General features: G+C 66.0%; 17 protein-coding genes. 5 read left to right on the forward strand and 12 right to left on the reverse strand.

Annotation, left to right across the window (positions count from 1 at the left end):
- The first annotated feature begins 263 nt into the window (after nucleotides 1-263).
- The gene (locus tag IV454_RS29205; protein WP_206089144.1) at nucleotides 264-770 is read left to right on the forward strand and encodes a YgjP-like metallopeptidase domain-containing protein; all 507 of its coding nucleotides are present in this window, start codon (nucleotides 264-266) and stop codon (nucleotides 768-770) included.
- 4 nt (nucleotides 771-774) lie between these two features.
- Here IV454_RS29205 and IV454_RS29210 read toward each other — a convergent pair whose 3' ends face one another.
- Nucleotides 775-2,145 carry a family 43 glycosylhydrolase gene (locus IV454_RS29210; protein WP_206089145.1) on the reverse strand — a complete coding sequence of 457 codons (1,371 nt, stop codon included), beginning with the start codon at nucleotides 2,143-2,145 and terminating at the stop codon, nucleotides 775-777.
- A 353-nt stretch (nucleotides 2,146-2,498) separates the two neighbouring features.
- Here IV454_RS29210 and IV454_RS29215 point away from each other — a divergent pair, with 353 nt between their 5' ends.
- From IV454_RS29215 to IV454_RS29225, 3 genes are read left to right on the forward strand one after another with little or no spacing between them, the layout of a single operon-like run.
- Nucleotides 2,499-3,761, forward strand: coding sequence for a hypothetical protein (locus IV454_RS29215; protein ID WP_229521911.1), 1,263 nt, complete (start codon nucleotides 2,499-2,501; stop codon nucleotides 3,759-3,761).
- Nucleotides 3,762-3,771: 10 nt separating this feature from the next.
- Nucleotides 3,772-4,215, forward strand: a complete 444-nt coding sequence (locus IV454_RS29220) for a type 2 periplasmic-binding domain-containing protein (RefSeq protein WP_206089146.1) — start codon at nucleotides 3,772-3,774, stop codon at nucleotides 4,213-4,215.
- A 2-nt stretch (nucleotides 4,216-4,217) separates the two neighbouring features.
- Complete coding sequence (locus IV454_RS29225; RefSeq protein WP_206089147.1) at nucleotides 4,218-6,914, forward strand: bifunctional diguanylate cyclase/phosphodiesterase; 2,697 nt, start codon at nucleotides 4,218-4,220, stop codon at nucleotides 6,912-6,914.
- 6 nt (nucleotides 6,915-6,920) lie between these two features.
- Here the strand turns inward: IV454_RS29225 and IV454_RS29230 are convergent, their stop codons facing one another.
- From IV454_RS29230 to IV454_RS29250, 5 genes are all read right to left on the reverse strand, one after another.
- Complete coding sequence (locus IV454_RS29230; RefSeq protein WP_206089148.1) at nucleotides 6,921-7,763, reverse strand: EamA family transporter; 843 nt, start codon at nucleotides 7,761-7,763, stop codon at nucleotides 6,921-6,923.
- A 16-nt stretch (nucleotides 7,764-7,779) separates the two neighbouring features.
- Nucleotides 7,780-8,319 (reverse strand): LOG family protein, encoded by a 540-nt coding sequence (locus IV454_RS29235; protein ID WP_206089149.1) that lies wholly within the window; start codon nucleotides 8,317-8,319, stop codon nucleotides 7,780-7,782.
- A 13-nt stretch (nucleotides 8,320-8,332) separates the two neighbouring features.
- Nucleotides 8,333-8,998, reverse strand: coding sequence for a TetR/AcrR family transcriptional regulator (locus tag IV454_RS29240; protein ID WP_054263370.1), 666 nt, complete (start codon nucleotides 8,996-8,998; stop codon nucleotides 8,333-8,335).
- Between the two features lie 88 nt (nucleotides 8,999-9,086).
- Nucleotides 9,087-9,623, reverse strand: coding sequence for a phasin family protein (locus IV454_RS29245; protein WP_206089150.1), 537 nt, complete (start codon nucleotides 9,621-9,623; stop codon nucleotides 9,087-9,089).
- 90 nt (nucleotides 9,624-9,713) lie between these two features.
- Nucleotides 9,714-11,639 carry a hypothetical protein gene (locus tag IV454_RS29250; RefSeq protein WP_206089151.1) on the reverse strand — a complete coding sequence of 642 codons (1,926 nt, stop codon included), beginning with the start codon at nucleotides 11,637-11,639 and terminating at the stop codon, nucleotides 9,714-9,716.
- A 144-nt stretch (nucleotides 11,640-11,783) separates the two neighbouring features.
- On the opposite strand from IV454_RS29250, the gene IV454_RS29255 reads away from it, so the two are divergent.
- On the forward strand, nucleotides 11,784-12,485 hold the full coding sequence (locus tag IV454_RS29255; RefSeq protein ID WP_206089152.1) for a hypothetical protein: 702 nt from the start codon (nucleotides 11,784-11,786) through the stop codon (nucleotides 12,483-12,485).
- 4 nt (nucleotides 12,486-12,489) lie between these two features.
- Here the strand turns inward: IV454_RS29255 and IV454_RS29260 are convergent, their stop codons facing one another.
- From IV454_RS29260 to IV454_RS29285, 6 genes are all read right to left on the reverse strand, one after another.
- Complete coding sequence (locus IV454_RS29260; RefSeq protein WP_206089153.1) at nucleotides 12,490-13,143, reverse strand: hypothetical protein; 654 nt, start codon at nucleotides 13,141-13,143, stop codon at nucleotides 12,490-12,492.
- On the reverse strand, nucleotides 13,140-14,348 hold the full coding sequence (locus IV454_RS29265; protein ID WP_206089154.1) for a GAF domain-containing sensor histidine kinase: 1,209 nt from the start codon (nucleotides 14,346-14,348) through the stop codon (nucleotides 13,140-13,142). The genes IV454_RS29260 and IV454_RS29265 overlap by 4 nt, the downstream gene beginning before the upstream one ends.
- Before the next feature lie 71 nt (nucleotides 14,349-14,419).
- Nucleotides 14,420-18,103, reverse strand: coding sequence for an EAL domain-containing protein (locus IV454_RS29270; RefSeq protein ID WP_206089155.1), 3,684 nt, complete (start codon nucleotides 18,101-18,103; stop codon nucleotides 14,420-14,422).
- A 282-nt stretch (nucleotides 18,104-18,385) separates the two neighbouring features.
- Nucleotides 18,386-19,336 (reverse strand): esterase/lipase family protein, encoded by a 951-nt coding sequence (locus IV454_RS29275; RefSeq protein WP_206089156.1) that lies wholly within the window; start codon nucleotides 19,334-19,336, stop codon nucleotides 18,386-18,388.
- Entirely contained in the window at nucleotides 19,333-20,961 is a 1,629-nt protein-coding gene (locus tag IV454_RS29280; RefSeq protein ID WP_206089157.1) for a GMC family oxidoreductase, read from the reverse strand. The genes IV454_RS29275 and IV454_RS29280 overlap by 4 nt, the downstream gene beginning before the upstream one ends.
- Nucleotides 20,958-21,479, reverse strand: a complete 522-nt coding sequence (locus tag IV454_RS29285) for a hypothetical protein (RefSeq protein WP_206089158.1) — start codon at nucleotides 21,477-21,479, stop codon at nucleotides 20,958-20,960. Before IV454_RS29285 ends, IV454_RS29280 begins: the two co-directional genes overlap by 4 nt.
- Nucleotides 21,480-21,587 lie beyond the last annotated feature (108 nt).

Genomic DNA, 21,587 nt, shown 5'->3' on the forward strand with positions numbered 1-21,587 from the left:
GGCATGCTCGGCGCTGAACTGCGCGAACTGGCACATTGCGCGCTGACGTTACGCAGTAGTGCAGCACGCAGGCGTCATCGTCGACTTCGTAAAAGCACCCGGCGTTACCGGTCTGATAAACAGTAGAATTCCCACACCGCACAGAGAGCACAGACAAGCGTTCGTGGCTGCCACGTCGCCGCACAGCCAACCCGGGCACTGCCGGTGAACTTCCCCCTTATGCTTGCCGGCCCCACTCCAGGCTGATATGGTAAAGTGCCACCATGCAACAGCTCAAATACCTTGGCGCCTATTCCGAACAGACACTGGCGCAAGTCAGTCAGCTGATCGCCCAGAACAAGCTCGGCGAAGTGCTGCAACAGCGCTACCCCGCCGCCCACGGCGTTCGGACCGACAAAGCCCTGTACGACTACGTGCAGGACCTCAAGACCGAATTCCTGCGCAATGCCGATCCGATCAACAAAGTGGCCTTCGACAGCAAGATCCACGTGATCCAGCACGCGCTCGGCCTGCACACCACCATCTCGCGGGTCCAGGGCAACAAGCTCAAGTCCAAGCATGAAATCCGGGTGGCCACCGTGTTCAAGGATGCGCCCATCGAATTCCTGCGCATGATCGCCGTGCACGAACTGGCGCACGTCAAGGAAAAACAGCACGACAAGGCGTTCTACAAGCTGTGCTGCTACATGGAGCCGAACTACCACCAGTACGAATTCGACCTGAGGCTGTACCTGACGCAGCTCGACGTGTCAGGCCAGCGCCTCTGGTAAGCGGCTAGCGCCGCTGCAGCGCCCACTGCTCGCTGGCGGCGTTATTGAGCGGGTTCTGGATGATGGCCGCATTATCCTGCGTGCTGCCACCCTTGACATCGAGCCCCATGCCGCTCAACTGGTTGCTCACCGTATTCCAGCCTGCCCCCAAGCTGGCGAAACGCCAGCGCTGCCCGCCGCCGGCCCAGTAATCCCACTGCGCGACAGGGGTGCCGGCCGTGGTGGAATTACCGTAGTTATCCAGGCTGCGCAGGCTGCCCGCGTTGATGATGCTGTAATACCCATCGCCCTGCGCGATCACGTACCACGACTGGTGTTTCGCGCCGCTGTCGGCAGCCTGCTGCACCATGGCGCCGTTGGCCGTTGCCGCGCCAGCCACCGTCAGCACCTTGCCGCTGGCGCGCGACTTGATCGCATAGGCGCCGTCGCTGATGCCCCCGCACCCGGCGAAGCTGGTGAAATTGCGCGTCATGCTCGGCCAGCCGTCGCTGTACGTCATCTTGAGGATATCCAGCTTGGCCTTGCCGCCGTCGGCCAGGTCGTAATAGTGGGTGGAGACGAAATTGCAGCCATCCTGCTTGAGCACCGCCACGTGGCCCGGCCCCCTGTACTTGCCGTCAGTGACGGGAAGGATGGTGCGCACGCCCGAATACGGCCCGGTAATGCTGGTCGCGCGCTGCACTTCCACGTAATAGGTGCTGTCGGCCCACTTGCAGCAGGCGCCGCGGTTGACGAACAGGTAGTAGTAGCCGCCATTGCGCGTGATGTAGGGCGCCTCGATGTCCTGATGTCCGCCGCCCAGTATCTTGGTCACGCTGCCGGCCAGCTTGCCGGTGGCCTGGTCGATCTGCGCCACCCCGATCCCGCCGAAGAACGAGCCGTACGTCATGTACACCTTGCCGTCATGGTCGCGCAACAGGCCCGGGTCGATCGCGTTGATTTCGGTGAACCCCCCGAACGATTCGACCACGATGCCAAGGTCGGTCCAGGACGGATTTTTCAGCGATGCCGAACGCCGCACGCCGATCGCCGACGTGGTCGTGCCCCATTGCGACACCGAGTAGTACAGGTAGTAGTAGCCGTTCATGTGAATCACGTCGGGCGCCCAGAGCGACCCCTTGAAGCCGGTGATCTTGTTGGCGATCCAGGCCGGGTAGGTGGCGAACACCGGTTTGGTTTGCGGCGACCAGGTCACCAGGTCCTTCGAGGTCGAGTACCAGATGCCGTTGTCGCTCGTGGTGAAGTTGAAGTAGGTGTCGCCATCCTTGGTGATGGTGCCGGGGTCGTGGGCGTTCTTGACGCCAGCCAGTTCGATGGCCAGGGCCGGGGCGGCCGCCAGGGCGAGGCATAGCGCCGCCAATAATGGTTTTAACATGGGTCTCCGATCTTGTTATGTGATTGTCCTGCCAATGCAGGGTAGGCCGTGCCGCCCGCGCCGGCCAATGACTTTTTAGCACCGCGCGATCACCGTTTCGGTATCGCAGCCCGCTTGCGCGAAAATCGATTCTCACCGAATGTTGCATTTACGCAGCACAAGTTATCAGGACGATTACGTCCTGCAGGATAATCATCGACAAGCGCCAAGCTGCTCTATAAAGTCGAGTCTGAACCCCGCGCTGGCCCAACTCCCGCCAGCCTGACAACAGTCTCCCCCGCACCTGGCCTCGTCGCTTGCGCGCGCACCGCCGTGCTGCGCCTCCGCCAGGCATGCACCACCGGACCCTATCCATGCTCAAGTTTTACCCACGTCCCGCCCAAGCTCTCGTCACGCGCGCCTGCGCCCTGGGCGTCGTACTGCTGGCCGGCGGCGGCGCGCGCGCGGCCGATCCCGACGCCTTCGGCTGGACGTTCGGCGGCTTCGGCACGGCTGCGGTGAGCCACTCCGACAACCGCCAGGCCGACTACAGCTCCAGCGTGCTCAAGGCCACCGGGGCCGGCTACACCGACGCCTGGAGCCCGCATGTGGACAGCCGCCTCGGCGCGCAACTTGGTATCACCGTCGACAAGCAGTGGTCGGGCGTGGTGCAGGTGATCACCGAACAGCGGCTCGACCGCAGCTACCGCCCCATCGTCGAATGGGCCAACATCAAGTACCAGGCCACACCCGACCTGGCGGTGCGGGTCGGCCGCATCGGGCTGCCCATCTTCCTGGCGGCCGACTACCGCAAGATCGGCTACGCCTACCCCTGGGCGCGCACCCCGGTCGAGGTGTACGGCGCCATCCCGATCAGTAACAGCGACGGGATCGATGTCAGCTACCGCTGGCGCGCCAACGGCATCAAGTTCGTCAGCCAGGCAGTCGCCGGCGGCACCACCCTGCCCCTGCTGAACGACGACGAGGTCAAGTCGCGCAAGCTGACCGGCATCTCGACCACGGCCGAACGCGGCGCGCTGAGCGGCCGTATCAGCGCCTTCAGCAGCGAGGTGACGATCAACCTGGCCGAATACCTGTTCGACGGCCTGCGCCGGTTCGGCCCGCGCGGCGAGTCCCTGGCGCGTCAATATGAAATCAAGCGCAAGCGCTTCAACGCACTGACCCTGGGCGCCACCTACGATCCCGGCAACTGGTTCGCCATGGCCGAAATCGGCCGCTTTACCACCCATTCCTTCTTCGGCAAGTCGGTCACCGTGTATTCCAGCGCCGGCTACCGCTTCGGCGCGTTCACCCCCTACGTCGCCTTTGCCGGCGCCAAGGCCAAGAGTCCCACGCACGACCCCGGCCTGGCGCTCGACGGCTTGCCGCCGCAACTGGCCGCGTCGGCGGCGCAGCTCAACGACGGTCTCAATTATTTGTTAATGAGCGTGCCGGCCCAGCACACCCTCAGCGCCGGCGTGCGCTGGGACGTGCGCCGCAATATCGCCCTCAAGCTCCAGTACGACCGGGTGCGTCCGGGCGAACGCTCGCGCGGCACCCTGTTCAACGTGCAGCCGGGCTTCGGCGCGCGTCCGCGGGTTAACCTCGCGAGCGCGGTGCTCGATTTCGTGTTCTGAGGGCGGCGGCATGAACACCCCTTCCCTTCGCCGCCTGCTGGCCGCCTGCGCCCTGGCGCTGCTGGCATGCCAGCCGCTGCACGCCGCCGGCTCGGATCTGGTGGTGATCGTCTCGGCCAAAAGCCCGGTCGCCAGCATGCGCGCCGACCAGGTGGCCGACATCTTCCTCGGCCAGGCCGGCACCTTCCCCGACGGCGCCGAAGCGGTGGCGCTCGACCAGCGCATCGGCACCGGCCTGCGCGACGAATTCTATGCCCGCGTGACCTCCAAGACGCCGGCGCTGCTGAAGGCTTACTGGACCAAGATGATCTTCACGGGGCGCGGCCAGCCGCCCCAGGAAGCGCCCGACAGCGCCGCCGTGCGCCGCATGGTGGCCGATAACCCGGCGCTGATCGGCTACATCGACAAGGCGGCGCTGGACCACAGCGTCAAGGCCGTGCTGGTGGTGCGCTGAGCATGAACCGCCTGCGCGCCCGCCTCACGCGCCTGCTCGGACTCGGGCTGGAAACCCACATCTCGCTGCCCCTGTTCGCCGTGCTGCTGCTGGGGATGATCTGGACGGCCACCGACCACTTCATCGGCATCGAACGCGCGGCCGCCCGCAGCACCGCGCGCGCATCGAGCCAGGAACTGATCGACACCTACGAAGCGCAGATGCAGCGCAACCTGGGCAGCATCGACCAGACCCTCAAGGTGCTCAAGTACGCGGTCGAACTGAAAGGCACGGGCGGCGCCCTGCCGGCCCTGAGCCAGCAAGGCTTGCTGCCTTCCGGCCTGGTGTTCGTGGTCAGCATCGCCGACCGCGACGGCCTGGTCGTGGCCAGCAATCCGCCTGCGCGCGTGATCAACGTCGCGTCCCAAAGCTACTTTGCCTTCCACCGCGACGGCGACACCAACACCCCTTTTGTGAGCCAGACCCTGCGCGACGACGCCAATCCCGACTGGCACCTGCACTTCACCCGGCGCCTGAACGACAAGGATGGCCGCTTCGCCGGCGTGGTCATCGTCGAAGTCGACCCGGGCTACTTCACCAGCGGCTACGAGCGTTCGCGCCTGGGCGAGTCGGGCGCGCTCGGGCTGTACGGCACGGATGGCGTGTTCCGCGCCCTGCGCATCGGCGACAAGGTGGTGTGGGGCCAGCGCGCGCCGCCACTGGCGCGCGACAGTGGCGCCGGCCAGGTCGTGACCAACGCCTGGGACGGCGTGCGCCGCTACACCAGCGTGCGCCGCCTGCACGGCTTTTCGCTGACCGCGCTGGTCGGCCTGTCGGAACACGAATCGATGGCCGCCTTCGAGCAGCAGCGCCGCAATTACCTGTGGGTGGCCGGCAGCGGCAGCGCGCTGCTGGTGATCATCGTCACCCTGGTGTGCGGATGGTCGTGGCATCTCACGCGCACCCGGCGCCGCATCCGCCGCGCCCAGGAAACCTACGCGGCTGCCTCGGAAGCGAGCCTGGACGCCTTTTTCGTCATGCGCAGCATCAGCGCCGAGGACGGCGCGATCACCGACTTCGTCATCGAAGCAACCAACACGCGCGCCGAAAAGCTGGCCGGGATGGATAAACCGAGCCTGCGCGGGCTGCGCCTGTCGGCCATGCTGCCGGCCTTTCGCGACAATGGCATCTTCGAGGACCTGATCAAGGTCACCCTGGTCGGCGGCGTGCACGAAGCCGAATGGCTGGCCGAATTGAGCGATGAGCGCACCTGCTGGCTGCACCGCCAGGTGGTGGCGGTCGAAGGCGGCGTGGTGGCGATCGTGCGCGACATCACCGAGCGCAAGGTGGCCGAGGAACGTATCCGCCACATGGCGCACCACGACGAGCTGACCGGCCTGCCCAACCGCAGCCTGATCCGCGACCGCCTCGACCAGGCCATCCTGCAGGCGCAGCGGCGCGGGCGCTGCGTGGCGGTGGCCTTCATCGACCTCGATGGCTTCAAGCTGGTCAACGACGGCCTCGGTCACAACGCCGGCGACGAACTGCTGAAAGTCGTGGGCGCGCGCATGAGCGCCTGCGTGCGGCGCGAGGATACCCTGGGCCGTTTCGGCGGCGACGAATTCATCATCATCCTGCCCGACCAGGCCGACAATCCGATGGCGGTCGCCCCCATCCTCGAAAAAATCCGCCAGGCCGTCACCGAACCGATGCTGCTGGGCGGCCAGGAAGTGCAGGTCAGCTGCAGCATGGGCGTGGTGATATACCCGCGCGACGGCGCCGATCCGAACACCCTGATGATGAACGCCGACGCCGCCATGTACCGCGCCAAGGAGATGGGCAACAATAACTTCCAGTTCTACGCGCGCGAGATGAACGCCAGCGTGGAAGAAAAACTGATGCTGCTCGAAGGCTTGCGCGGCGCCCTCGACGAAGGCCAGTTCCATCTGCTGTACCAGCCCAAGGTGGACCTGCGCAGCGGCCTCATTTTCGGCGTCGAAGCGCTGATCCGCTGGGAGCATCCGGAGCACGGCGTCGTGTCGCCGCTGCGTTTCATCGCCCTGGCCGAGGAAAGCGGCCTGATTGTCGCCATCGGCGACTGGGTGCTGCACACGGCCTGCCGCCAGAACAAGGCGTGGCAGGATGCGGGCCTGGCGCCGATCATCATGTCGGTCAACGTCTCGCCGCGCCAGTTCGAGGAAAAACGCCTGGTCGAGCGGGTCGCCGCCGCCCTGCGCGAGAGCGCCCTGGACCCGGGCGCGCTGGAACTGGAAGTGACGGAAAGCCTGATCATGCGCGACCTGGCGCAGTCGGTCGGGAAGATGCGCGAACTGAAGGCGATGGGCATCTCGCTGTCGATCGACGACTTCGGCACCGGTTATTCGAGCCTGTCGTCGCTTAAGTCCTTCCCCATCAGCACCCTGAAGATCGACAAGTCCTTCGTGCGCGAGCTGGCCGACAACACCGACGACCAGGCCATCGCGATGGCGGTGATTTCCCTCGGCCACAAGCTGAACCTGAGGGTGATCGCCGAAGGCGTCGAGACCGAGCAGCAGTGCACCTTTTTACGCGATAACGATTGCGATGAAATGCAGGGCTACCTGTTCAGCCGCCCGGTGCCGCCGGCGCAGATCGCGGCGCTGCTGGAAGAACAGGCGCGCATGCAGTCCGGTTGCGACCAGCCTGGCGCCGCGGCTTACCCACAACCCGACGCGGCGTAAGCAGTTTTACGCAAAGCGCATCGCCACCGCGCCGCCCGCAATCAAGCCGACCGCGCACAGGCGGCGCATGCCAAGCCGCTCGCGCAGGAACACGCGCGCGATCAGCGCCGCAAACAGGATCGATGTCTCGCGCAAGGCGGCGATGACGGCAACCGGCGCCGCCGTCATCGCCCACAAGGCCAGTCCGTACGAGGCCATCGAGACGAAGCCACCGAGCAAGCCGGTTTTCCAGTACTGGCGCCCGTATTCACGCAAGGCTTGCCGTTTGCCCATCACCGCCACGAGCAGCACGACCGCCGACAACGCGAACAGCCACAAGGTGTAGGCCAGTGGCGCGCCGGACCGGCGCACGCCGATGCCGTCGACCAGCGTGTAGCACGCGATGACGGCGGCGTTGAGCAGGGCGAACATGGTGGCACGGCGTGAAGGTAGCGCGGCGCCTGCGTCGCGCCACAGGCTCATCGACAGCACGCCGGCGCAAATGAGCGCAATCGCGCCATACTGCCTGGTGCCGAGCGTTTCGCCGACCAGCGCGGCGGAGCCGAGCGCCACCAGCAAGGGTGCGCTGCCGCGCATCAGCGGATAGGCATGGCCCATGTCGCCGTGCGCATAGGCGGCGGCCAGCAGCAGGTAGTACGCCAGGTGGCAGCCTGCCGAGCCGGCCAGCCACGGCCAGCTGGCAGGGTCCGGCAGCGGCAGGAACGGCAGCGCCAGCGCCGCCAGCACACCAGCGCCGCTGGCAACCAGCACGGTGGATAGGAGTTTATCGGGACCCGCCTTGACCAGCGCATTCCAGCTCGCATGCAGCAGCGCGGCGAACAGCACCAGCAGCACGGTGGCGCCGGACATGGGCGGCCGCTCTCGCCTAGCGGCCCAGCAGGCGCGCCAGCAGCGCCTCCGGCTTGGCTTCGACCATCATCAGGCCCGCATGCTCCTCGCGCACAAAAGCTTCGCGCTGCTGGTGCGCGACAAAGGCCGCCAGCAGGTCGTAGAAACCGCCGGCATTGAGCACGCCGACCGGCTTGCGGTGGATGCCGAGCTGCGACCAGGTCAGCATCTCGAACAGTTCTTCGAGCGTGCCCATCCCGCCCGGCATGGCGATGAAACCGTCCGACAGCTCGGCCATCATGGCTTTGCGTTCATGCATGTCGCGCACGACGAACAGCTCGGTCAAGCCCTCGTGGGCCAGTTCGCGCTCGACCAGCGCCTGCGGAATCACACCGACCGCGTCGCCGCCCAGGCGCAGCACTTCGTCGGCGATGACGCCCATCAGGCCCACCTTGCCGCCGCCATACACAAGGCCGATGCCCTGCCCCACCAGCGCGCGCCCCATGGCGCGCGCGGCCTCCGCGTACAGCGGCAAGGCGCCATACGAGGCGCCACAATAGACAGCGATTGACTTCATTGATTCCTGCTTCTTATTTGAGTTTTTTGAGGTATTCCTCGGACAGCTTCTGGAACAGCAGATGCGTGTCGCCGCGCAGGTAGGGCCCGATTTGCGAGAGCACCTGGTAGCAACCGCGCGCCAGCGCGTCCGACATGGCTTGCTGCTCCGAATACTTGCGCGGATTGAGCACGTATTCGTACGACAGCCAATAGGTGGCCACCACCACCATGTTGGTGGCCATGGCATTGATGTCGGCGTCCGACGCTTCGAGCGACTTCTCGCTGCGCAGGTCTTCGCACAATTCCTTGGCCACCTTGATCTTGTGCGCCAAAATCAGCTTGAAATGCAGTTCGAGCTTGCGGTTACGCGAGAGCAGGTCGTTCAGGTCGCGGTAAAAGAAGCGGTAGCGCCAGATCAGTTCGAACATCAGGTGCAGGTAAATCCACACGTCCTCGATGTTCGAGCGGCGCCCGTCCGGCACCGTCAGGATGCGTTCGATCTCCGCTTCGAACTGCACGAAGATCGAGTTGACGATGTCGTCCTTGTTGCGGAAGTGGTAGTAGAGATTGCCCGGGGAGATATTCATCTCCTCGGCGATCACGGTGGTCGTGATATTCGGCTCGCCGAACTCGTTAAACAGCCGCAACGACAATTCCAGGATGCGTTCTCGGGTGCGGCGTGGCGCTTTTTGTAGCATGGCGGGGCGGTCGGTGTTTTTTCTCACGCAAGCATAACACCGAACACCCATGTATTCACAGGGCCAATGACGATACCCCGGCGTACGGTCACGCGCCCTTGCCGCCCTTCGGCGCGGCCGCTTTTTTGAGCGCGGGCTTGCGCGCGCCCGCCGCTGCCGTCTTGACAGCCGGCTTGGCCGCCTTCACGGCTGCCTTCCTGGGCGCCGCCTTGGGGGCTGTCGCGCGCAATTCGTCCAGCTGTTTGCTCAATTGCTCGACCTTCAAGGCCAGCGCATCGACTTCCTGCCGGGTCGGCACGCCCATCGTCGCCAGCGCGCGCGTGACCCGGTCTTCGAACACCTGTTCCATCTTGTCCCACGAACCGGCCGCCTGGCGGGCCACGAGGTCGGCCACGTCGGCGGCGGCATCGGCCACGTTGTCCGCCTTGTCGCCGGCCATCGAGCGCGTGCGCTTTTGCAGCTCGTTGCCTTCCTCAAGCAGTTTGTTGAACACCCGGCTGCCCTCCTGCTGCGCCTTGGCGAACGCGCCCAAGCCGGCCTGCCAGACCTGGTGCGCCGAACTGCGTACGGTGTCGGTGAGCTGGGCGTCTTCGTCTATCGTTTGCGGCTTGAGTTTTTTTTCCATTTGGAAACTCCGTTGATGAGGTGGGGATCGGGCTCGCTGCGGCCCATTCTAGTGGGCTATGTTAGAGCATGCTGTCTAAAGCGTGGGGCGTCAATCCATCTCTTTCTCCGGGCTGACGGCGTCGGATAAGGGCCGGTAATCCATTCGTAAAGACTCAAGGCGGGATTGCGCAGAGCCCTCGGGCGTTGCCGCGAGCAGTGTCTCGATTTCCTTCAAGCGTGCGGCGCGCAGGCTGCGCGGGGCATTCCTGATCCTGCTGAGCACCGCGACGGCCTGGTCCCCCGCCTCGTCGTAAGGACCGGCCACCACGCGCAGCAGCGCAGTCACTACCTCCGCTGTCATCGGCGCCAGTTGCGCGATGCGGTGCACCGCCAGGGCGCCCCGGGTCGCGGGGTACGGTCCGAGCATCATGCCGGGGCCGCTGTGCAGGACCTGGCTGTAGCCGGCAATCGGTGCACTCACCAATTGGTCGGCATCCTTCCTCAAAGGCTGCGTCAGCAAGTCCGGTAGCACGCGCGCGCGCTGCCTGGCCAAGGCATCCCTGGCGGCGGGCGCGGATAACAAGGATTCGACGGCGGCAAGCGGTCCGTCGCGCAGGCTGCCGATGTCGGCCTCGATGCGCGGCAAGACCTGCCCGATGTGCTGCTTCAGGATTTGACTGAGCAAGTACATGTGGTCTTCGTTCACGCCGAGTAAAAAGCGCTCATACAGAAATGCAAGCGCATCGCGGCTGTGCAGGTCCGCGATCATCTTAGCCACCGTGGCCAGGCACTGCGTCGCGCCGGCACGGGCGCCATCCCGATAAGCTGTTTTCAGCACGGCCACATCGGCCGGCAGCGGTCCCAGGCTGGCCAGCAGGCTGGCGCAGCGGCATGCCGTTTCAAAGCACGCAGGCCCCGTGCAGCTGCCCGCCATCTGGCCACGCGTAACGCGCTCCTGCAGCGGAGCGGTCATGGCAATCGCCTTCGACAGCGCGGCGCGGCGCGCGCTGTCGGTGCTTTTCGTCGCCGCCAGCAGTGCGCGCAAGCGCTGGTGCGCCTGCGCATTGTCCTGCCCGAGGGCGGTGAACACGTCGATGGCGTCGGCAGCCGACGGAGCGTTCAAGCGCTCGATAAAGTAAGCGATGGTCGCCGGCGACGCCATGCCTCGTCGCATCAGGTCCAAGGCCGCGGGCAACCAGGCCGGGTTCCTGGCGGCGGTAAGAAGATGCATGTCCAGTTCCGCCGGCCACGCCCGTTTCTTGAGCGCGGCCTCGATCGCCGTGTGCATCGCATCATCGCTGCTGGCCGCATACACGGTGAGCAGGTGCGCAATCCCGACGTCATTTCCCTGCACCTTGAGAAAAGCGTCGACCAGCCCGGCGCCGAGCTGCGGCACATGCAAGCCGGCCCGCAGCGCCGGCAGCACGTCCGCGGCCTGCCCGCCCAGATCGGCCAGGAAGGGCCCGAGCACCGATACCGTCTGCGCGCTGAGGATGTCCTTTGCCAGCAAAAGCGGAAGCGCCGCAAGGCGCTCGTCGTCATATCCGTCGGTGAACTTCCAGAACAGGGCGAAGCCCTTTGGGCTTACCTGCGCCGGGTTTTCCGGATCGCCAAAGTGCGACAACATATAGTATGCCGCCGACCGCCCGGAACCGCGCGGCGGCCCGCCGACGCAGATCATCATGGATAAGAAAACATCCATGTCCGATGAGTCGTCAGGCCGCCCGCCGGCCAGCGCCTCGCGCCGCGCAATCGCCTTCGTGGCGACGCAATACGAAGCGGGACGGTCATCATGCAGGAGCCGGATCAGCACGGGGACGGCTTGCTCGCCCATTGCCACCAGCCGGTCTTCGGCGCAGCGTACTTGCGGGTCCCCACCCTGATGAACCAGCGCCTCCAGGCGCTCCGGCGTCATGCTCGCATACGCACTCCCGCACGCCGGTGGCACCGGGGTTTGCGCCCCGCTCGCGGCGAACGGGGCAAGGACAAACGTCGCCATGAGCGCGGCACGGCGGACTGCGGGCCAGAATGTCATTCCAAAACTTCCCATCGTAAAAAGACCACCGGCCCCGTCGGCCTGTCCTGTCCGGCAGATTTCCAATTGGTATCAATTGTAGCGCGCTATGGTGTATAAAAGAGCCTGCGACACTACCGGCGTGACCGCCATGGAGAGGATGACTTGAACAGGAACTTGACAGGATGCTGCGTGCTGGCCGCCATGCTGGCCGGCTGCCACGAGCAGGCCGCGCAGGCCAGGGACGCCACCGGCGCGTTCAACACGATGAGTTGCGCCATCGATGGCGCGCCCGCCTTCAGCGCCAGCGGCAAGGACGTGAGTGTCGCCAGCCTGGGCAGCACGGCCGCCACGGTCAATCTGGGACTCGGGATGCACGCGGCCAGCATCGGCCGCGCCCACGCGATATCGACCGGGCTGGTCGAGCTGCCGATCGCCCAGGGCAGCTATGAATTCCCCAAGCCCGGCACGGCGGGAGGATCCGGCGCCTCCTACCGCATCAAGAACGACGCCAACGAGACCCTGGAAGACTATACCGGCAGCGCCTACGGGCAGTTCTACGCCCTGGCCGAACAGGACCCGCAAGCCCGGCTGGTACTCGACATCACCCGTTTCCAGAAGCTGCCGCCCACCGTACCGAAGACGCAGCGCCTGAGCATCGCCGGCAGCTTCCGCTTCAACGCCGCGTATGTCGCCTACGTGAAGGGCAACCTGCCGGACGCCTGCGCCACCGAAGCGCTCATGCGCACGATGAGTAATATCGGCAAGCCGGTCAGCTACCCGCGCTACAACCCGGACATCTGCGGCGCCAAACGGCACCGGATCGAGTGCAAGTTCGACGTCACCGAGAACCTGATGCTGCTGTGACCCGTCAGCGGCAGTTCGCGTTCCACGCATCGTAGTCGGCGCCCGTGCGGCGCGCCCAGATGGTGGCGTCGCCATCGCGCGCGCTGCGATACACCAGCGCCACCATGTCTTCGCTGCCCTCGCCGGTGGCGCCGACATCGATCGCATGCAGCTCGAACGGCGCCGCGCGCTGGCGCGCACAGCCCGTGTTCCCGGCCAGCAGCAGGCGTGCCTTGTCCAGCAGCTTGCCCTGCTGCGCCAGCACGCCCACCAGTTCCGTGTCCGGCATGCGCTGCAACAGCTCCACCGGCCTGGCCGGCGGCACGCAGCCGCTGGCGCGGTCGAGCCAGACGAACTGGCGCGCGCGTTCGCCGCCGCTCCATTCGCCCTTGTCGCGCGCGTAGGCAAAATCGATGCGCTGCATCCGGCACAGCAGCTTGAGCCCGCGCCGCGGCGCCATCAGCACCGTGGCCGTCAGCTGCCACGGCGCGCCGGTACCAGCGCGCGTGACCGCGAAGGCCGGCTGCGCGCTGTGATTGTCGGGAAAGCGCTTCTGGTAGTACGCATGAAACGACTTGATCTCGGCCTCGGCCGGCGCGCGCGTCTCCACCGCCGCTTGCGCGGCGCCCGCGTGCAGGGCGCCCAGAAGCAGCAGCCCGGCCAGCAACGCCGCCCTCATGCGCGCGCGGCCCTGCGCCGCTCGGCCGACTCGCCGGCGCGCAGGCAAAACGTAAAGCGGGTAGCGCCATCCCCGGACGTCACTTCCAGGGTGCCGCCATGCGAACGGGCGATTTCGGAGACGATGAACAAGCCCAGTCCCAGGCCTTCGCTGGCGGCGTGGCCGGCGGCGCGCCAGAATGGCTTGAACAACTGTTCGATGGTGGCCGGGGCGATGGCCGGCCCGCCGTTGGTCACCGACATATCCAGGTCGCCGCCGCGCGCAAACGCCCGCACCAGCACCGGCGTGTCGCGTGCGCCATGCACCAGCGCATTCTTGAGCAGGTTCGACAACAACTGCTGGATCCGCCCCGGGTCGCAGTACACCTTGCCCGCCACGTCGATGTCGACCTCGATGCGGTGTTCCGGATAAGCGCCCCGCAGCTCGGCCACCACCTGGTCGAGCCAGTGCTGCAGGCCGGCTTCGTCGTGCAAGCCGAGGGCGATGCCGCCGCCCATGCGCCCGCGCGTGAAATCCATGACATCGTTGACCAGGGCCGACATGCGCAGCGCGCTGCGCCGCATGCGTTCGAGCACGCCCATGGCCTGCGCGCTGAGCGGCTCGCGCTTGAGCAGTTCGGCGCCGAGCAGGATCGACGACAGCGGCGTGCGCAGGTCATGCCCCAGCACCGCGATGAACTGCTCGCGCAGCTCCGAGGTATCGCGTTCGTAGAGCAGCGCGGACTGCGATTCGGTCAGTTTCAGTTCGCTGTCGAGGTGCTTGGAAATGAGCTTGGCGAACAGGCCCATGCTCGACACGGTGGCCGTGTTCGACAAGTCCGCCGGAAGCGGATCGAGCCCGCACAGGGTGCCGAAATAGCTGCCGTCCGGGCGCACGATCGGCAGCGAGATATAGCTCTGGAAGCCGTAAATGCGCGGCGTATGGTGGTCGCGGTAGCGCGCATCCTCGCTGACGTTGTCGATGATGACGGGGCAGCCAGTGTCGCGCACTTGCTCGCACAGGGTGGTGGCCACATCGAGGCCGTCGCCGGCCTTGAGGCCGAAACCGATCCGGTCGAGCACCGCGCAGGTGGTCCAGGTATCGGCGCCTACGCGCGCGATGCAGACAAAGCGCAGGCCCGTGATCGCGGCCACCGCTTCGAGGATTGTCGGAACTGAGGAAATCGCCTCGATGGCGGCGATATCGGCGGCAATCTCTGTTTGCATCAATCTCTCTTGCACGAAAACCGGGTTGAACGAGCCGCAATCGTATCATGCGATCCCGCCGCCGCGGATTTTCAGGCGGCCTGGCGCCCGTGCATCTGGTGATGCAGACGGAAGCCTTCGCGGATATTCTCGCGCAGCACCGCGCCCTTCCACGGCTTGGTGTAGAAGCGGTCGATCGCGCCATGGTTAATCGCCGCCATGATCGGGGTCAGGTCCGAATACGCCGAGAGCATGATGCGGAAGGTGTCCGGGCACAGGTTCTTGACCCGTTCCATGAATTCGGTGCCGCTCATGAGCGGCATGCACTGGTCGCACAGGATCACCTGCACCTTGTGGCGCGCCAGGATGTCGAAGCCTTCGGCCGCCGTCTGCGCGGTCAGGATGCGGTAGCCATCCTGCGCCAGGAAGTCAGACAGCACGTCGAGCATGAAGGCGTCGTCGTCGACGATGAGCAGGGTTTGCTGGTTGAGCAGCGACTCGTCGAGCGGCGGCATCAGGTACTTGCCGTCGTTGAGCATTTGCTCGAATTCGTCTTCCGGCAGCGGGCGGCTGAAGTAGTAGCCCTGCATCTCGTCGCAGCCGTGGCGGCGCAGGTAAGCCAGTTGCGCATCCTTCTCCACGCCCTCGGCGATCACCTGCAGTTTCAGGCTGTGCGCCATGTTGATGATGGCCAGGACGATGGCCGCGTCGTCCGGGTTGCTGGTCACTTCGCGCACGAAGGCGATGTCGATCTTCAGTTTGTCGATCGGGAAGCGCTTCAGGTACGCCAGGCTGGAGTAACCGGTGCCGAAATCGTCGATCGAAATCTGGATGCCCAGCGCCTTGAGGTTGCGCAGCACGGTGATGGTGTCTTCCGCGTTCGACATCAGGGAGCTTTCGGTCAGTTCGAGTTCGAGCAGTTCGGGCGCGATATCGTGCACCTTGATCGCATTGAGCACTTCCTGTTCCAGGCCGCCGACGAAAAACTGGATGCCCGACACGTTCACCGACAGGTGCACCGGTCCGACCTTGCTCTTGCCCCACTCGCTGATCTTGCGGCACGCTTCATTGAGCACCCAGGTGCCGACCCGCACGATCAGGCCCGTCTCTTCCAGGATCGGGATGAACAGGCCCGGGGACACCATGCCGTGGCCCGGCCGCTTCCAGCGGATCAGCGCTTCGGCGCCGCTGATGCGGCCCGACCCGATGTGCACCTTGGGCTGGTAGTACAGCACGAATTCGCCATGGTCGATAGCGCGCCGCAGCGCGTTTTCCAGGTCCAGGCGCGCCAGGGACTGCGCGTTCATTTCCGCCGTGAAGAAGCGGAACGCATCGCGCCCGGCTTCCTTGGCGCGGTACATGGCGGTGTCGGCGTACTTGATCAGGGTGTCGGCATCGAGGCCGTCGTCCGGATACACGGTGATGCCGATGCTGGCCGTGACCGTCACTTCGTGCCCTTCCAGGTCGAACGGGCGGCGCAAGGTTTCGCGGATCTTGTCGACCACCGCGATGGCCGTCTGCGGCCCTTCCGGCAGCATCAGGATAGCGGCGAATTCGTCGCCGCCGAAGCGCCCGATGGTGTCGCGCACGCGCAGGCAGTCGACCAGGCGGCTGGCGAACTGGCGCAGCAGCTCGTCGCCGATCGGGTGGCCCAAGGTGTCGTTGACGGTCTTGAAGCGGTCGACGTCGAGGAACAGCACGCCCACCGCCCAGCGGTGTTCGGCCGCCTGCTCCAGCGCGCGCGTGAGCGAGGAATAGAACTGGCTGCGGTTGGGCAGCCCGGTGAGCGTGTCGAAATGGGCCAGTTTCAGCAGGCGCAGTTCGGCTTCCTTGCGCTCGGTGATGTCGCGCGCCACCGCCACCAGGATCCAGCTCGCACCGGAACGCAAGGTGCGGCGCTGCACTTCGACCGACAGCGGCGAGCCATCCTTGCGCTGCACCAGCAGTTCGGCCATGGCGCCCGACTGGTCGCCCGAGAGCAGCTTGTCGTACAGGTCCTTGAGGCGCAGCTTGTCGTTTTCATCCTCGCCCGGCAGGGCCGGCGCCGACAGCGCCAGGAAATCGTCGCGCGCGAAGCCGAGCATGCGGCAAGCGGTGGCGTTGACGTCGACGAAAGCCATGCCGGAGCGGTCGATCAGGAAAATCGCATCGGCGGTGGCATCCATCGCGGTGCGGAAGCGCCGCAAATCCTCATCGAGGCGGATCCGCGCCGTCATGTCGGCGGTCAGCTGGGCATGGTGGCGCTTGATCTCTTCGTACAGCAGCAGGTTTTCGTAGGCGACGGCGATCTGCGCGCTGACCGTCACGACCACGCGCTCGTCGACTTCCGAAAAGCCGTCGGCGCCAAGCTTGTCGACCAGGTACAGCCAGCCGTGCACCCGTTCGCGCGCGGCGATCGGCACACCCAGGAAGGAGTGCACCGGCGGGTGGCCCTGCGGCAGGCCGATCGCGCGCGGATCGCCACCCACGCCATCGATCCGCACCGGCACGCGCTCGTCGAGCAAGGTGGCCAGCACCCCGGCGCGCGGCGTGCCGGCGACCACGCGCGCCTGGCGGTTTTCGCCGCACGAGGAAAAGTAACTCAGTTCGTCGGCCCCTTCATCGAGCACGCCGATGCAGGCATATTTGGACACGCACACGTTCTGCGCCACGCGGCAGCCGATTTCGAGCAGCGCGGTCGGGTCGCGTTCGGCCCCGAGCTCGATCCCCAGTTCGATCAGGGCGGTCAGGCGCAGGCTCACCGCCTGCAGGCTCGACAGGGAACTGGAGAGCCGGTCGGTCATCTGCGCCAGGTCGTACGAGGGTTCGGGCATGCCGTGGCTGGCGATGCGCGACAACACCTGGCTGCTGCTCGACTCGACTTCGACCAGGCATTCGGCCACCGTGTTATCGATCAGGAGCATGCGGTTCGGTTCGGCCTGGGGAGCCGCAAACGCGGGCAGCATGGGCGGGTCGGTCAGGCCGAGCGCCTCGTGCACGGTGCGCAGGATCACGTCCGGGTCCGACGGCTTGGGCAGCACCCAGCGCACCCCGCAGGCTTGCGCCATCTTGTTCGCTTCGCGCTCGCGGTAGGTGGCGGTGTAAAAGATCACCGGCAGGTCGACCATGGCCGGGTCCTTGCGCATGCGCGTGACGAATTCGTAGCCATCCATGTTCGGCATCAGGATGTCGGAGATGATCAGGTCTGGGCGCTCGGCGTACACCATCTTGAGGCCCTCGACCCCGTCGGCGGCCTCGATCAGGCGGTAGCCGCCGTAGCCGAGCAGGGTCATCAGGAATTCGCGGTTGAGCACATGGTCGTCGACGATCAGGATGGTGGCCTGTTCGCCGCTGCGCTCCGCGCCGGCGGGCGCGCCGGCCGCCTCGGCATCGCCGGCCGCGGGACTACTCACCGGTCCGGACGGCGCCTGCAGCGGCAGAAAGCTTTCCAGTTGGGCGACAAAAGTGTCCGGCTCGATCGGTTTGCCGATGTAACCGTCGAAGCCCGCGTCGAGCAAGCGTTCGCGGTCGCCCACCATGGCCAGCGCGGTGACCGCCAGCACGGGAATGGCGGCCAGCGCGGCATCGCCCTTGAGCGCGGCGACCACGCCGTAGCCGTCCAGGCGCGGCAGGTGCACATCGCAGATGATCAGGTCGGGCAGCGCCGTGCGCGCGGTCTCGACGCCACTCACGCCGTCGTACGCCGTCAACGGGGTATAGCCGAATGCCTTCAGCAAATACACCATCAACTCCATATTGGTGGGGTTGTCTTCGATGATAAGGATGCGTGCGGACACTGGTGCGCTCCTGGGTTAAAACTGGTACTCGTCCAACTGGTGGAATCGCATTCGGGCTGGCCTGTTGCATCCTGACACATTCCTACGCCGGCAGGCAATTACGCACGACGTTATCAACGGGACAGATGCGCAAGCAGTCGCTATTCGGCGACAAAACCCGCTTCAGCAATGTTATGAAAACAAGAATCTCACCAAAAATAACAAGTAGAGAAATAGGATTGTCCATGACAATCATTTCCCAGTGACTCTATCATGCCTTTTGCCGGTGTTGCTAAAGATTATCTAGGGTGTGGATAGCTTGGCAAGTTCATCCATCAGGCGCGCCAGCACGCGCCGGTTGCGGCACAGGGCCACGTGGCCGACGCCGCCGAAAGCGATGTTGCGCGCCCCTTCGAGCACGCTGGATGTTTGCGGGGCCACGATGTTGTCGTGGTGGGTATACAGGGAGGTGATGAGGGCGCGCGTGGCGGCGCTTTCGCTGGCGCCGAGCGCGCGCAGCCAGGCGCTCTCCGGAGCGTCGCCGCCGCCCTGGCGCTGCATCTGGCTGGCGTTCAAGCCCACGCCCTTGCCGGCCAGGACGGTGCCGTGGTGCGGCGTGCCGAGCGTGAACACATGGGCCACCCGCGCGCTGCCGTGATCGCGCAGGTAGGCGCGCGCCACCAGGCCGCCCATGCTGTGCGCCACGATGATGACACGCCCGGCGCCGGTGGCTTGGCACAGCGCCTCGACGCCGCGCCGCACCAGCGGCACGAAGTCGTCGATGCCGGCCAGCATCGGCTCCAGGTCGAGCGAGGCGTGGCTGATGCGGGCCGCATCGAGATGCCTGGCCAGGTGCGCCCAGTAGCCGCTGTTGCAGCCGTAACCGTGCAACAGCAGCACCGGCGGCGCCGTGCTGGCGGCATGAATGCGCTGGCGCGCCACCGCGTGCGCCATGAACCACGACGATTGCAGCATGCTCGCCATGAATTCCTCGGCGAACAGGCGCAGCATGGCGCCCGGACCGATGCGGAACGGCGCCGGGGTCGCGCTGGCAAAGCGCGCCGTGACGAGGAAATTGTTCGCCGTGATCAAGAGGCGCACCAGCAGCACGGCCGCCAGCCCGCAACCGAACGCCAGCCAGGGCGAGGCCAGGCCGCCGTAGCGCATGGCCGCGAAGGCGATGGCGCCGGCCGCCGCGGCTTGCACCAGCAGCAGCCACCGCAGCATGGCGCGCGTGCTGATCGTCACATTCATGCCACCTTGGGGGCCGGTTTGCCGGTCAGCGCTTGCGCCAGCTCGCTCGCCAGGCGCGCCGTGATGGCATAGATCGACAGCTGCGGATTGGCGCCGATCGAGGTCGGGAACAGCGAGCCGTCGTGCACCGACAGGTTGCGCACGCCGTGGTAGCGGCCATTCGCGCCCACCACCCCGCGCCGCTCGTCGTCGGACATGGTGCAGCCGCCCATCACGTGGGCCGAGACGATGCGTGTGATGTGCTCCCGCATCGGCAGCGCGGCGATGCCTTTTTTGGCGGCGTCCCAGCTGGTATAAGGTTCGGCCAGTTCGTGCACCGGCTGCACCTTGGTGGCGCCGGCCGCGAACTGGATTTCGGCCATCGACAGCATGGCGCGGCGCACGCCGTCCCACAGAAAATCATTGAGCGGATAGTCGAGCACGGCCGCGCCTTCGCGGGTCAGGCCCACGCTGCCGCCCGGCGCATCGGCATGGAAACCGTCGCGCAGCAAGGCCAGCAAGCCATGCACGTGCGCGAACTGGCGCATGGTGTCGGTATGCGCCTGGCCGTAGCCGGCCATGGTGGTCGACAGCAGCAGCGGATGCAGGGGCGGCGCTTCGAGCTTGTAGCCGATCGGGCCATCGACCGGGCCGGTTTGCAGGAAGTGGTCGGAATAGATGGTTTGCGGGGCACCGGCAAAGCCGTCCACGCGCTGGGGGAAGATGCCGGCCGAGATCACGGTCGGATGCAGAAAGGTGCGCCTGCCGAGCAGCCCGTGGGGGTTCGGCGCGCGCGAGCGCAGCAGCAAGGCCGGCGAATTGATCGCGCCGCCGGCCACGATGAAGTGCCTGGCCCGCAAGGTCAGCACGCGCCCGCTTGCGGCCAGTCCGCTCGCATCCATCGCTTCGCACAGCAGGCTGTCGACCGCATCGCCCTTGAACACCAGGCGCTGGGCGCGCGCATGCGTGACCAGGGTGGCGCCGTGGCTGAGCGCCGACGGGATCGTGGTGACCAGCATCGACTGCTTGGCGTTGGTCGGGCAACCCATGCCGCAGTAGCCCAGGTTCCAGCAACCTTTGACGTTGCGCCGGATCGCGCCCGAGGAAATGCCGAGGCGCCCGGTACCGAGCTTGAGCAGGTCGTTGTTTTCGTTGGGCGGGGCTTGCCAGTCGCCCACCGAGAGACGCGCTTCCATCATGTCGAACCAGGGCGCCAGCGCCTCGGTGCTGTAGCTGGCCAGGCCGAAGTTCTTCTGCCAGTACGCCAGGGTCGGCGCCGGAGTGCGAAAGCTCGACGTCCAGTTGACGGTGGTCGAACCGCCCACGGTGCGCCCCTGCAGGATGTTGATGGCCTTGTCGCGCGTCTTGCGCGCGGCCGATTCCTGGTACAGCGCCGGATAGGCGTCCGCTTCGCGCATCTTGAAGTCTTTCGAGGACTTGAGCGCGCCCTCCTCCACGATGATGACTTTCAGGCCGGCCAGGGCCAGGATCTCGGCGCTGACGCCGCCCCCGGCGCCGCTGCCGATGATGACCACGTCGGCTTCGATGGTGCGGTCGGCAAGGATGGTGGCGCCGTCTATCACTGTCCAGCCGGCCGCCAGGCCAGCTTCAATCGGGTCGGCAATCACGGGACCAGCGGGGCTCATGCCAGTTCCTTCAAGGGGCCGGGATAGCCGATGACGGCCCAGCTGGACGGATCGGCATACCAGGAACCGATGATCAGGTCATGCAGCGCGTGGTAGGCGCTTTGCAGCATGCCGAGGCGGTGAAAGCGCCAGTCGTGCAGAAACACGCCGACCTGCTCGACGCTGGCGCCAGCCCAGCCGCCCGACACACCCGCCAGCAGGCGCCGCGCCGGCGCCAGCGAGAGCAATCCGAATAGGTCCTGGACTTCCTTTTGCGCCGCCAGCGGCAGGCCCAGGATGGCCTGGTGCACGCGCGCGGTGGTGGCCGCCACGGCGGCAACGCGCGCGCCCGGGTCGGCCGGCAGCGCCCCGGCCAGCATGGCGGGCACGATGGCGTCGATGGCCGCCTTCGCTTCGCCATCGAGCACGAAGCGCCCCAGCGGCGAAGGATGGGTGTAGCGGTAAATGCCGCCGCCTGCCGCAAGGGCAAGCGCGGCCAGCGCGCCGACCTTCAGGAAGGTTCTGCGTTTTGTCTCCATGTTCTTGTTTTCCATACTATTTTTTTGGCTAGTGTACGCGAAAGCGGGATACGGGAAATTGCACAAACTAGAGTGATCCATCTAGTCGTTTCTGGTAGATGGAGGCAT

Origin of the sequence: Massilia antarctica, from assembly GCF_015689335.1 — a bacterium.
Lineage (GTDB): Bacteria > Pseudomonadota > Gammaproteobacteria > Burkholderiales > Burkholderiaceae_D > Telluria_A > Telluria_A antarctica.